This is a genomic window from Prevotella sp. FD3004 (genome assembly GCF_000746155.1).
In the GTDB taxonomy this organism is placed as follows: domain Bacteria; phylum Bacteroidota; class Bacteroidia; order Bacteroidales; family Bacteroidaceae; genus Prevotella.
In genome coordinates this window covers 255,725-269,027 of the sequence record NZ_KN050819.1, presented here as the reverse complement: position 1 = coordinate 269,027, position 13,303 = coordinate 255,725, and the positions used below count along the sequence as shown (strand labels likewise).

General features: G+C 44.7%; 12 protein-coding genes. 7 read left to right on the top strand and 5 right to left on the bottom strand.

Annotation, left to right across the window (positions count from 1 at the left end; genetic code table 11):
- The first annotated feature begins 169 nt into the window (after positions 1 to 169).
- On the top strand, positions 170 to 1,357 hold the full coding sequence (locus T325_RS08085) for a DUF418 domain-containing protein (protein WP_036912305.1): 1,188 nt from the start codon (positions 170 to 172) through the stop codon (positions 1,355 to 1,357).
- 5 nt (positions 1,358 to 1,362) lie between these two features.
- Here the strand turns inward: T325_RS08085 and T325_RS12850 are convergent, their stop codons facing one another.
- Together T325_RS12850 and T325_RS08075 are read right to left on the bottom strand one after the other, a co-directional pair.
- On the bottom strand, positions 1,363 to 2,289 hold the full coding sequence (locus tag T325_RS12850) for an NAD(P)H-dependent oxidoreductase (RefSeq protein ID WP_197051332.1): 927 nt from the start codon (positions 2,287 to 2,289) through the stop codon (positions 1,363 to 1,365).
- Positions 2,290 to 2,373: 84 nt separating this feature from the next.
- Positions 2,374 to 4,677, bottom strand: coding sequence for an NADP-dependent malic enzyme (locus T325_RS08075; protein ID WP_036912302.1), 2,304 nt, complete (start codon positions 4,675 to 4,677; stop codon positions 2,374 to 2,376).
- A 122-nt stretch (positions 4,678 to 4,799) separates the two neighbouring features.
- On the opposite strand from T325_RS08075, the gene T325_RS08070 reads away from it, so the two are divergent.
- Positions 4,800 to 5,417, top strand: a complete 618-nt coding sequence (locus T325_RS08070; protein ID WP_036913555.1) for a TetR/AcrR family transcriptional regulator — start codon at positions 4,800 to 4,802, stop codon at positions 5,415 to 5,417.
- A gap of 41 nt (positions 5,418 to 5,458) precedes the next feature.
- Here the strand turns inward: T325_RS08070 and T325_RS08065 are convergent, their stop codons facing one another.
- Positions 5,459 to 6,958 carry a DUF4301 family protein gene (locus T325_RS08065; RefSeq protein ID WP_036912299.1) on the bottom strand — a complete coding sequence of 500 codons (1,500 nt, stop codon included), beginning with the start codon at positions 6,956 to 6,958 and terminating at the stop codon, positions 5,459 to 5,461.
- Between the two features lie 109 nt (positions 6,959 to 7,067).
- Between T325_RS08065 and T325_RS08060 the strand changes: the two genes are divergently transcribed.
- Positions 7,068 to 9,140, top strand: a complete 2,073-nt coding sequence (locus tag T325_RS08060) for a RelA/SpoT family protein (RefSeq protein WP_036912296.1) — start codon at positions 7,068 to 7,070, stop codon at positions 9,138 to 9,140.
- 54 nt (positions 9,141 to 9,194) lie between these two features.
- A complete protein-coding gene (locus T325_RS08055) occupies positions 9,195 to 9,503 on the top strand; it encodes a hypothetical protein (protein ID WP_143058286.1) in 309 nt (102 codons plus the stop codon).
- An 8-nt stretch (positions 9,504 to 9,511) separates the two neighbouring features.
- On the opposite strand, the gene T325_RS08050 is transcribed toward T325_RS08055, so the two are convergent.
- On the bottom strand, positions 9,512 to 10,489 hold the full coding sequence (locus T325_RS08050) for a GNAT family N-acetyltransferase (protein WP_036913552.1): 978 nt from the start codon (positions 10,487 to 10,489) through the stop codon (positions 9,512 to 9,514).
- An 84-nt stretch (positions 10,490 to 10,573) separates the two neighbouring features.
- On the opposite strand from T325_RS08050, the gene T325_RS08045 reads away from it, so the two are divergent.
- The 3 genes from T325_RS08045 to T325_RS08035 are packed head-to-tail and all read left to right on the top strand — an operon-like array spanning position 10,574 to position 12,227.
- Positions 10,574 to 11,101, top strand: coding sequence for a nitroreductase family protein (locus T325_RS08045; RefSeq protein WP_036912291.1), 528 nt, complete (start codon positions 10,574 to 10,576; stop codon positions 11,099 to 11,101).
- 13 nt (positions 11,102 to 11,114) lie between these two features.
- Positions 11,115 to 11,633: a KdsC family phosphatase gene (locus tag T325_RS08040; protein WP_036912288.1), complete on the top strand. Its 519-nt coding sequence runs from the start codon at positions 11,115 to 11,117 to the stop codon at positions 11,631 to 11,633.
- 9 nt (positions 11,634 to 11,642) lie between these two features.
- Positions 11,643 to 12,227: a Maf-like protein gene (locus tag T325_RS08035; protein WP_036912285.1), complete on the top strand. Its 585-nt coding sequence runs from the start codon at positions 11,643 to 11,645 to the stop codon at positions 12,225 to 12,227.
- A gap of 7 nt (positions 12,228 to 12,234) precedes the next feature.
- Here T325_RS08035 and T325_RS08030 read toward each other — a convergent pair whose 3' ends face one another.
- The gene (locus T325_RS08030) at positions 12,235 to 13,209 is read right to left on the bottom strand and encodes a clostripain-related cysteine peptidase (RefSeq protein WP_036912282.1); all 975 of its coding nucleotides are present in this window, start codon (positions 13,207 to 13,209) and stop codon (positions 12,235 to 12,237) included.
- Positions 13,210 to 13,303: the final 94 nt, after the last annotated feature.

Here is a 13,303-nt window from a genome sequence, read left to right as displayed (position 1 = left end):
TATATATAAATATATAGAATTTACTTTTCACTTTTCTCACTCCATGATTCGAACTGCAACACTGCAACAACTGCAGCAAAATACATGTTTCTAAGGTCTTAAAAGTTTTGGGGAGAAAAACAAAAGAAAAATGTCAGATTGAAATAAATTGTTGTACCTTTGCACCCATATGATGAATAACGGACCTGTAAGTGAAAGAGAGAGATTCCTGATATTGGACGTATTAAGGGGTTTGGCGCTGGCTGGCATCGCGTTGGCTAATTATCCGGAGTTTGCGTTGTGGACGTTTCTGCCGGGTGGAGAGCAGGCAGCCATGGCAACGGCTGAGGTCGACAAGATTGTGCGCTTCTTGCAGTATATGTTGGTAGATGGTAAGTTCTATACCATCTTCTCGGTGCTTTTCGGTGTAGGTTTCTCGCTGATTCTGACGCGCCATAGCGTTTCGCTTTTCATGAGACGTATGCTGATACTGGTGGCTATCGGTTTCTGTCATCTGATGTTCATATGGAGTGGTGATATACTGCTGTTATATGCAGTAGGCGGATTGATGTTACCGCTGTTTATCAGACAGAAAGACAGAATTCTGCTGGTGATAGCGATATCGCTGATTATCATTCCGGTGGCTCTCGATGCCTTAACGGAGTTTGCTCATGTTGACTTTGCAGCCCCTTTCTACAATTTCTGGTGGTTGCAGGCTTCGAAGCAAGGTATCACAGAAGAAAACTTTGCCTCATGGTTGCGCGATGCCGACAGTTATGGCGCCATGTTCGCCTTTCTGATACAAGGTGCGTGCGAACGAATGTGGGAGTTTGTAGCCGGTCACCGACTGTCCAAGGTGCTGGGGCTGTTCATTATTGGTTATCTGATAGGTAAGAACAGGTTATACGCAAGACTAGATAAGCTACCGTTGAAACAGATGTTGACCGTTCTGCTGACGGTCTCGCTGCCAACTTCGGCTCTATATGCGTGGAGTGCTGTGAACAATCATCCATGGGGTCTGACGGTTCATTCTTCACTTTATGCCATTAGTGTTATCCCATTAGGGATCAGTTATATTCTCTCCGTCTGTCTGGTGTTCGTCAAACGTGGTCCAAGCATGCTTATGCTTGCCTCTTCAGGCAGAATGGCACTATCATGTTATATCTCGCAATCTGTGATTGGCATTGTATTGTTTTACGGACTCGGACTGGGACTTGGAACGACATTCGGACTCGTAACCATCGAACTGACTGCTTTCATTGTGTTCTGTGTGCAGACAGTACTCTGCCGTTGGTGGCTTGGCTATTTCCGTTTTGGTCCGTTAGAATGGCTTTGGCGTATGCTGACATACGGTCGTTATTTCCCATTGAAGAAATAACAGTGTCAGATTTCCTCTATAATAGAGGTTCCCGTTGGACCAGACGTCCATTGCCATGATTCATAGAATCTCAGTTTGCCGTTTTCGGTTCTTGGTACAGAATGGCATGAGCCGGTCTTCAATTCCCCACTGGTGTTGATGTGCTGGTAAGTGAACTGAAGTTCGTTGTCTGTATCAATCTTACCAACCAGAAACCCTTTAATGATGTCTCCACCCGAATATTCGGCCCAAACGGTTTTGTCTTTCTGATGATAACAGAACACGGTCTGGATTGAAACTTCACCAGAGTCAGAATTGTTTATAGCCACAAAATGCCGCCCATCGAGAGAGAATTCAACTTCTGTAGAACTAAACAGGGTCAGTCCTCGGTTGTAGGCGGTAGCAAGATTCTCGTCCCAGTTGTCGCGTCTTGACGGACAGGCTCTGGTCATACCACCGAAGACCACAAAATCAGTGTGTTTCACGCGATTGAACAGGCGATCACCGAACATGATTTTCTTCATACTTGGCAGTAGACCGAACTGCTCAAGTTTATCTGTCGTGTTGCCAGCCGTGCAAAGTATCAGCCCTTTCTCCAACACCTTCATGGTTTTAGGGCCATAGGCAAAACCATAGGTAAATACCCTGTCGAACCAGCCAATGAGTTTTGCTGGTGCTTCAGTCCAGAATACGGGGTAAATGAATATAATGGCATCGGCAGCATTGATCTTCGCTTGTTCAGCAAGCACATCTGCCTCTAAACAGGGCTCGGTCGAATAATTAGAGTCTCTGAGGTATTCTTTCTCCGACATGTCTGTCTTGAAGTCCATCTGATAGAGATCGGAAAGAACATATTCATTCCCAGAATCTACAATGCCCTTGATGAAGGCGTCGCGCACATGACTGGTGAAAGACTCTTCTGACGGATGGCAATATACGATAAATGCTTTCATCTTCTGTAATGATTTGGTTGATAATAAAAATAATCCCCAGCCTTATTCTGGCTGGGGATTATGAAGCGTATAATGAGCCAGTTCTTACTTTCCAAAGGCAGAGATTCTAGCCTGAATCTTTGCCACGTAGGCATCGATGGTGGCCACGGCTACAATGTTGACAACGTCGCGAACCGATGCACCGAAGTCGATGAAGTGGATAGGCTTGTTCAGACCCATCTGGATCGGGCCGATAATCTCAGCGTCGCTTCCCAGCATCTGCAGCATCTTGTATGAAGAGCGGGCAGAGGTGAGGTTGGGGAATACGAGCGTGTTGACCTTCTTACCCTTGAGACGTGTGAAAGGATACTGTTCGTCGCGCAACTCATTATCGAGAGCGCAGTCGAGCTGCATCTCACCGTCGATAGGCAATTCGGGGAAAAGAGCCTGCATCTGTTCAACGGCACTCTTCACCTTCTTGGCGCCGGAACTGGTGGAAGAGCCGAAATTAGAGTGGCTCATCATACCGATGACAGGTTTCTCGTTGAAGAAGCGAACTGCCGTAGCAGCGAGCTTGGCAATATCGACCAACGTATCTGTATCGGGATTTTCATTGACCAATGTATCGGCGAGATAGAAGGTTCCCTTAGGTGAGTTGACGATGTGCATTGTGCCGAAATGCTTGAACTCAGGACGGATACCAATCACCTCATTAACAACCTTGATGGTATTTGAATACTTTGTATAAAGACCTGTGATAAATGCATCGGCCTCGCCAGTCTCAACCATCATCATACCAAAGTAGTTGCGCTCGAACATCTTGTCGTTGGCCTCCTGGAAGGTATAGCCCTCGCGCTGGCGCTTCTCAGTAAGGATGCGGGCATAACGCTCACGGCGCTCTTGTTCGTTGGGATGACGCAAGTTGACAATCTCGATGCCGTCAAGATTCAGGTCGAGCGATGCAGCGAGTTTGGTGATGACCTCGTCGTTACCAAGCAACACGGGCTGACAGATACCTTCGGCCTTAGCCTGAACAGCGGCTTTCAGCATGGTGGGGTGAACGGCCTCGGCAAATACCACGCGCTGTGGATGGGCAGCAGCAGTAGAATAGAGCTTCTGGGTAAGTTTTGTCTCTTGTCCGAGCAGCACACTGAGTGAATCCTTATAAGCATCCCAGTCTTCGATGGTCTTGCGAGCTACACCACTCTCGATAGCGGCCTTGGCTACAGCAGAAGACACCTCTGTGATGAGTCGTGGGTCTACGGGTTTCGGAATGAAGTAATCGCGGCCAAAGGTGAGGTTGTTCACTTTATACACATCGTTTACTACGTCGGGTACAGGCTGCTTAGCCAGGTCGGCAATGGCGTGAACGGCAGCAAGTTTCATCTCTTCGTTGATGGCTGAAGCGTGAACGTCGAGCGCACCGCGGAAAATATAGGGGAAACCGATGACGTTGTTGATCTGGTTAGGATAGTCGGTACGGCCTGTTGACATAAGAACGTCGGGGCGAGCGTCCATCGCGTCCTCGTAAGAGATCTCGGGAACAGGGTTGGCAAGAGCGAAGATGACAGGGTCCTTAGCCATCGACTTAACCATATCCTTTGAAAGTACATTACCCTTTGAGAGTCCAACGAACACATCTGCGTCCTTTACGGCCTCGGCAAGTGTATGGATGTCGGTGCGGTTGGTCGCAAAGAACTTTTTCTGTTCATTAAGGTCTGTACGCTCAGTAGAGATGACACCCTTAGAGTCGAGCATCACGATATTCTCTTTCTGGGCACCGATGGCCATATAGAGCTTTGTACAGGAAATGGCAGCTGCACCAGCGCCATTGACTACGATCTTTACCTTTTTGATATCCTTACCAATAACCTCCATTGCATTCTTCAAACCTGCAGCAGAGATGATGGCTGTACCATGCTGGTCGTCGTGCATCACAGGAATGTCGAGGGTCTTCTTGAGGCGCTCTTCGATGTAGAAGCATTCAGGAGCCTTGATATCCTCGAGGTTGATACCACCGAAAGTGGGGGCTATGCGCTCAACAGCCTCGCAGAACTTCTCCGGGTCTTTCTCTGCAACCTCGATATCGAACACGTCGATACCGCCATAGATCTTAAAGAGCAGACCTTTACCCTCCATAACGGGCTTACCGCTCATGGCACCGATATCACCAAGGCCAAGTACGGCTGTGCCGTTAGAGATAACGGCAACGAGGTTACCCTTATCGGTATACTTATACGCTGCATCAGGATTTTCCTGAATCTCAAGACAGGGATAAGCGACACCGGGAGAGTAGGCGAGACTTAAGTCGGTTTGTGTACGATAGGCCTTGGTTGGCTTAACTTCAATTTTTCCTGGACGTCCGCTCTCGTGATACTCAAGAGCGGCTTCTTTCGAGATCTTTACCATAGTGTGTATTGTAATTTAAATCTTGTTTATTCTGAAAATCGCCCGCAAAAATACAAAAAACAATTCAAAATCATTTTGTTTTTTGGATTTTTTTGTATCTTTGCAACTGAAATTGTATGAATATGCAGGAAACAAAAGATATTTCTCCTTATAAACAAGGACTTAGAGACGTTATCATTGATGCGGCTATTAAATCATTTGCGGAAAAAGGTATTCGTTCCGTGAAGATGGATGACGTAGCTGCAGAGTTGAGTATATCAAAACGCACACTCTATGAGATTTTTGACCGTAAGGAAGATCTGTTGTTTGAAGGAGTGAAGCTCTTCTATCAGAATCGTACTGCCGTGATGGAAGTAAAGGCACAGCACTGCAAGAATGTAATAGAGATTATCTTAGAGGCGTACAGAATGAAGGTGGAGGAGGTCCGTCAAACGAATCCGCAGTTCTATGCCGACTTAGTGAAATATCCGAAGGTGGCTCAGTTTTTGAACGAGCAGAATCTGCAGATGCGTGTCAAGATGCAGAAGTTCATACAACGTGGTATCAATGAAGGTTTTTTCCGCGACGACGTGAACTATGAGATCGTAGGGCGTCTTTTTGATGCGATAGGGAAATATGTGGTTGACAATCAACTCTATCGTCAGTATACCATTGAGGAATTATTCCATAATCTGGTTTTTGTATCACTCAGGGGAATGTGTACGGAAAAAGGTGTAAAAGCACTTGCTAAGATGCTATAATAGAAGAATCCCAGTCTTTTGCGACTGGGATTCTTTCTATATTATTGATGCTGATCTCTGAGAAGGTCGTTGACTGTCTTCACAGGATTGAATGTACCGAGCGGCACTTCAACGAAAATGGTGCTCCAATCGCTCATAGCTCCGTTCCACAATCCCGGTAACTCTAAAGCTTTCAGTTCTTTACCGGCTTTTGATTTAGAAGAGATGAAACCTGTTGTCTTGTCTACAAACTCCGGCAGGTTGAAGGCATTTCCTTTGTAATCCTTTACAGCACAAACCAGATCAACGGGGTTGAAGTGTGTACCCTGAGTAAACATCTTCATATAGGCCTCGTTGTTAGTATCGATTTGTGAACTCTCAAGGATCTGAAGCGATACGGTGCCATCCTGATTATATGTAAGGAACGGACCGCCACCTGGCTCACCGACATTCTTTACGACACCACACACACGCATGGGACGGTTCAACTTAGAACGCAGATAGCTGGCATCAATCTTCTTATCCTTAGCATCAGTACAGAGTTTCTCGCTGACAAATTTCGCAATCTCCTTCATTTGGGCATCGTCTGCTCCAGCGTCGAGCAGACGGAGATATTCAAATGCCTGTTTCTGAAGCGATACCAACACACCCGCGATAACTTGTTTCCACTCTACAGTCTCAGGCTTCAGACGATCGGGCACTACGTTGTCGATGTTTTTGATGAAGATAATATCTGCGTCAATTTCATTGAGATTCTCGATGAGTGCTCCATGACCTCCTGGGCGGAAGAGTAGTGAACCATCGTCGTTGCGGAAAGGGGTATTGTCTGGATTAGCCGCAACGGTATCGGTTGAAGGCTTTTGTTCGGAGAAAGTGATATCGTATTTGATGCCAAATTTCTTAGCGAACATATCGGCTTTTTCTGCGACCTTAGCCTTGAAAAGTTCCATGTGTTCGTGAGAAACGGTGAAGTGAACATGTGCTTCACCATTGGATGCGGCATAGAGAGCCCCCTCTACGAGATGTTCCTCCATTGGGGTACGAGGACCTTCACTATATTTATGGAAAAGCAACAGTCCCTTTGGGAGCTGTCCGTAGTTCAGACCTTCTGCCTTTAACATATTAGCGGCTACAGCTTTATAATTACCATCTGCCATAAGCGCCTTGATTCCCTTGCCTTCATTCTTCTGGCAAACGGCATCGAGTGCATCATAGAAGGCGAACTTCTCGATATTGTCGAAATATTTTTTCTCAAAGTCTGTGGTTGGTGTGTCATAGTCGGCATCGACAAATGCGAACATGTTCTTAAACATACGACTGGCAGCACCAGAGGCCGGAACGAATTTTACGATACGATTACCTTCGGCTTTGTAAGCGTTCCATACGGCTTCAAAGCTCTTGCGCTCATCGGCATTGGGGGCAATAATACCGTGGCCAATACCTGCTGCAGCTTCAAGACGTAGAAAAGGAAAGCCTGTTTTGAATTCATTCAACTGATTTTCGATTTGCTCAGGGGTAATGCCCTTCTGTGCAATCTGCTTTATATCCTGTTGTGATAACATATTTGTAGTATATTAGTTAAAAATATGCCGCAAAGTTATAAAAAAATAGTGAATAGATAATAGTGAATAGTGGAAAATTTGTATCTTTGTAGCGAAAAAAGCAGAATAGATGGCAGAATTGTTTGCATTCACATACGAAGAGAAGAAAAAAATGGCAGCTCAGACAGCTCAGATCCTAGAAGAGGAAATCGGACTGAAGGGTGATGCTATACAGGCAGTTTATCTCATTCCCGAAATAGAGGAAGGCTGTATAACGATGGAGCAGGTTGAAGAGCAATACGGCAATCAGGTGTTGCGCATCCTCCAGGGGCTTAATCGCATTCAACAGCTTTATCAGAAGAATCCTGTGATTGAGAGTGAGAACTTCCGCAATCTGCTACTTTCGTTTGCTGAAGATATGCGCGTGATTCTGATTATGATCGCTAATCGCGTGAATCTGATGCGTCAGATACGCGACACAAAAAATGTCGAAGCCAAGATGGAAGTGTCGCAGGAAGCTGCTTATTTGTATGCACCTTTGGCACACAAGCTGGGCCTATATAAACTGAAAAGCGAGCTCGAGGATCTTTCGCTGAAATATATGGAGCATGACGCATACTATATGATCAGAGAGAAACTCAGCGAGACAAAGAAATCGCGTGATGCTTACATAGCTGCTTTTATCAAGCCGGTAGAAGAGAAAGTGAAGGCTGCAGGTATCAACTGCCATATTAAAGGACGCACTAAAAGCATTCACTCCATATGGGAGAAGATGAAGAAGCAGAAGTGTGGTTTTGAAGGTATATATGATTTGTTTGCCATCCGCATCATTATAGATTGTCCGGAGGAGAAAGAAAAAATGCAGTGCTGGCAGGCATATTCAATTGTAACAGATATGTATCAGCCCAATCCCAAACGGTTGCGCGATTGGCTCTCTGTACCTAAATCGAATGGTTACGAGAGCCTGCATATTACGGTACTTGGGCCAGAGCAGAAATGGGTAGAGGTTCAGATCCGTACTGAGCGTATGGATGAAATCGCAGAACGCGGTGTGGCTGCCCATTGGCGATATAAGGGTGTAAAGGGTGAAACAGGACTGGATGAATGGTTGACGGGAATCCGCAATATGCTGGAACACTCTGACGGCCTCGACGCCATGGATCAGTTTAAGATGGATCTTTACGAAGACGAGGTCTTTGTGTTTACGCCTCGTGGCGATCTGTATAAATTTCCCGTCGGGGCTACTGTACTCGACTTCGCATATCATATCCACTCCAAAATTGGCAATCAGTGTACGGGTGGACGAATCAACGGTCGTGTCGTATCGATACGACAGATTCTGAAAAGTGGTGATCAGGTTGAAATCCTGACCTCTTCGAATCAGAAACCTCGTCAGGAGTGGTTAAGTATTGTGAAAACCTCGCGCGCTAAATCTAAGATTCGTCTGGCGCTAAAGGAAACTCAGCAGCGCGATGGTCTTTTTGCAAAAGAAATGCTTGAGCGAAAGTTCAAGAACCGCAAGATAGAGCAGGAAGATTCGGTGATGTTCCATGTCATCAAAAAACTCGGATTCAAGGAGGTCAGTGATTTTTATAAGCAGATTGCCGATGGCGTATTAGATGTAAATAGTGTTATAGATAAATATATAGAGGTACGTGATGGTGAGAAAACCATTACGGGCGATAATGTGGCTCGTTCTGCATCGGAGTTCGAACTTGAGCAGTCGAAGTTCTCGCCAGTAAACACAGGCCTTTCTGATGATACGCTTGTGATTGACCGTAATTTAAAGGGGCTTGACTATCAGTTAGCCCGTTGCTGTCATCCAATCTATGGCGACCCTATTTTCGGTTTTGTCACTATCAATGGTGGTATCAAGATTCATCGTCAGGATTGTCCTAATGCACCAGAGCTCCGTCGGCGTTACGGCTATCGTGTAGTGAAAGCCAAATGGAGTGGTAAGGGATCGTCTCAGTACTCTATTACCTTGCGCGTGATTGGCAATGATGACATCGGTATTGTAAATAATCTGACAAGCATTATCTCGAAAGATGAACGACTTGTGTTACGAGCTATCAATATAGACTCGCACGACGGACTGTTCAGTGGTAATCTTGTGGTGATGCTCGAAGATACCTCCCGATTAGAAACCCTGATAAAGAAACTACGAACGGTAAAAGGGGTAAAACAGGTAGAACGATTGTAAAAAGAAAAAAATATAAAAAGAAAAATATGATGAGATATCTAAAAACCAATATATATGGAACGCCTAACAACAATCTTAGGAGTAATACTCCTATTGGCTCTGACGACAGGATGTCGCAGAAGTCAGGCTGATCGCTATGCGCGATATATGGAGGATGTGTCAGACACTACCTTTGAGTACATCATGCCGAAGGCCGATTCATTGGATGCCAATGGAGAAGCTATAGCCAAAGCAAAGAAAGGAGGAAGCTGGGCCGATGATGACGGTCTGGTTGCTATACCCGACATTCCACAAGAACGTCCTGTAAATATGAGTGCCAGCGATTATGAGGCTATGAGGGAATATGCGGGAAAGGGAGAATAAGACATGTGTTATTCCCGATAGAGCCAGGATAATAGGGCATTGACCCATCGGATGGAGAAACGGAACCACCGATAAGTACTTTGCTCTTTTCCGCCAAAGCGAAGAATGAATTCACGGAAAGGATTTTTCGAAAAAGGAAGTCCTACATCCATAAAACACATGTGTGCATAGCCCTTTTGATAAGCGTCCTTCATGACATCCCATACAATGATGATGTCAGGATGAAGGTGACGGTAGGTCTTTCTGCGGAATGCCGTATACCAAAGATATGCATTTCCCATACTGTAAACACATGCTGCACACGCGATAACTTTATTATGATACTTGGTGATAAACAGTTGTCCGTGTTGCCCTTCCATCAATTTACGAAAGAATATGTTGTCGGGAATGTATCGTTTTGGTTTCAAAAAATTGTGTTCTCTCAGCAGCTTGGAAAAGGCCTTAAAATCTTCTTCTGTCGTTACGATCTCTGTTTTTACACCTTTGTTGTGCGAGGTGTCAATGCGTTTTTGCATTTTTGCAGAGATGCGTTCCTCGGGGGCATGGCTATGAAGCGAGTTGTGTACACTAGACCAGTTGACGGGAAAGAAACCTTGTTGTCGGAGTTGTTTATAGCCAAACATTTTCTGGCTCATGTTACTCATCTCCATAAAGAGAGTGCGGTGACTCATTCTTGCCTTCATTTTTGCAAGCATCTCGTCGAACAACTCTTCTTTCTTATAACTGTCATTGTAATAGATACCTTCTCCAAGTACACGAAAATGTATAAAGAATAAAGGTGGAAACAGAAATGTGCGAAGGCGGATAATACCCAGCATATGACAAACTATACGTCCTTCTTCGTCTGTGGTGATAGCCATAACTGGTCTTTGCCGCGGTGTCTGTTCTGCAATTTCAAACAACTCACGACTGTGGAAGAAGTTTTCTTCATCCACTACTGGCAGTTTGCTGCTCTTCGTGTATAGTATAGTTTTAAGTCCTTTCACGCTGCAAAGATAGTAAAAAAATAGAAAATCTAGTTGCTTCTCACTTTTTTTTATTAAATTTGCAACCAAATTAAAGCTTTAGATATGACAGAATTCAAAGATTTAGTACAAAAGCGTCGAAGCCATCGTAAGTTTACGCAAGAAGAAATAGACCCTGAAGATCTGAAGTTAATACTTCGGGCGGCCCTTATGTCACCTACGTCTAAAAGTCAGCGAGCCTGGCAGTTCGTGGTTGTTGACGATAAACTAGACTTAGAGAAATTGGCCGATGCTAAGAATATGGGATCGCAGTTTCTGAAAGATGCCCCGGTAGCTATTGTGGTTCTAGGTGATCCTATGCAGAACGATTGCTGGGTAGAAGACGGTTCTATTGCAACAATCTCTATGCAATATCAGGCTGAAGAACTGGGACTGGGTTCGTGCTGGATTCAGATGCGAGGTCGTGGGCTCGATGATGGTACAACAGCTGATACTGTAATTCGTGGTATACTTGACATTCCTGACAACATGAATTGTCTTTGTATACTTGCTGTGGGACATTTTGCGGATGAACGCAAGCCGCAATCAGAAGATAAGCTGAAATGGGAGAATGTTCATCTGAACAAATGGTGATTTTGTAGCGTATATGATTAATTACGATTTAAATAAGATTCGGGCGATTATCTTCGATATCGATGGCGTGCTTAGTAGTGAAACAATCACCTTGTCATCAGAAGGTGAGCCCTTACGAACGGTAAACATCAAAGACGGTTATGCCATCCAGTTGGCAGTGAAGCACGGATTGAAGATAGCGATTCTTACTGGTGCTAATGTGTCAAGTATCCGTCGTCGTTATGAAGGACTTGGGGTAGAAGATATCTATACAGGTTGTGCGGTAAAAATTGAAACATACGACAAGTTTCTTAAAAAATACGGTATTTCTGACGATGAGGTGATGTATATGGGTGATGATATTCCTGATTTGGAAATTATGCGTCGTGTGGGATGTCCGGTTTGCCCTAAAGACGCTTGCAACGAAATTAAATCCATCAGTCTGTATGTCAGTGATCTTATTGGCGGACATGGTTGTGGACGTGATGTGATCGAACAGGTCTTAAGAGCCCAAGGCAAATGGGTGATGGACAAGAAGGCTTTTGGTTGGTAAGTACGTAATATGAGTAATAAATCATATAAGATAATATTGGCCAGTAACTCGCCTCGGCGCAAAGAGCTTCTTGCTGGCTTAGGACTACCATTCGAGGTACGTGTACTTAATGGCATTGATGAGTCTTTTCCTTCTTCATTGCCTGTATCGGATGTTGCACTTTATATTGCAGGGAAAAAAGCCGATGCTTATCGTGTTAATATGTCTTCAGACGAGTTGATTATCACGGCAGACACTATTGTCATTGTAGGGGATGAGATACTTGGGAAACCTCATGATGAAGCAGATGCAGTCCGTATGCTGCGCGAGATAAGCGGTCGGACACATCAGGTTACTACGGGCGTATGCCTGGTAGCCGAAGGGTGGGAGAGACGCTTCAGCGTGACTACCGACGTGACTTTCAAAACACTCTCCGACGAAGAGATACATTATTATATTGATCATTACCATCCTTACGATAAGGCTGGTGCCTATGGTATTCAGGAGTGGATAGGATACATTGGCGTTACAGGACTTAATGGCAGTTACTATAATGTGATGGGGCTTCCCGTGCAACGAATCTACGAAGCACTTCACGAAATCAATGTTCTTTAGACTCTTTTTACCAACCGTACTGCTCCCATTGAATCACATCGTTCCATTGGAACTTCTGAATAGACTTGTTCCAATTGGGGGATGTGTGAGTATAACGGAGACCAGGGAAGAACATACTGATGCAGCCACAATCATCCTCTGTTGAAATAAAAGCATCCATGTTATTAATGAGCTGTGAACTGATGCTCATCCATTTAGCAGAGTAACGGCAATAAGGTACAGCCTTCTGATATGCCGCAAACCATGTGTTAAAATCAGAAGTTGATGCGTTTGCCTTTAAAACGGCATTCATATCATAAGAATGATTATAGCCGGAATAAATACCGTAATATGTCTGGTTTTCAAGATTCAGATTCCCTGTAGAACTTACCTTGTCAGCTATTGTTCCGAGAATCCGTGATGTTGAAGACGCCAGATTTTCAAGTTCACTGGTCTTAACGGCCGATAAGGGCACACTAAAGCCATTTAAGTCGCCGGGGATACGGTTATAATATCTTGACTGCTGTGTCTGGTATACCTCTATGTAATAATTATAATAGTGGTCTATCATCTGGCGATGGAAATTGTCGTTCTCTATAAACATATCGGGAACCAATAAATCGTATGTGGCACCCATATCAGGAATCTCGGCTGGCGAGCCAATAACATATTCTGTTATATTTCTTAGTTCGTAGGCAATTTCAATAGCCCCGAAATTACAACAGTCTCCAAAGATGAATTTCAGTTTGTCGTTGCCCATGGCTGAAGAAATGGCATCGGCCATCTCAGGAATGTTCATCCAATATCTGCCTGGGCTTGTCGACGAACCGTCACCAGTAGAACCTCCGTATGCTCTGCTGGACATAACGGTATTCTCTGAGATAAGCCAACCAGAAGCGTGTCCCCATAATACAAGTCCATATGATTGGGCTGGATAAACGGTCTTCGTTTGTTTTAAGGCATACAGCAAGACTTTAGGATCAGCGGCAATACCTTTTGACATATTGTTTCATTAAGTATTTCTTGAAGTCGGCGAAATCCTTCGTCATGGGAACGCTTTGTTTCTCGCCCTTCATGAAGGCTGCCAAGCGGTCAGG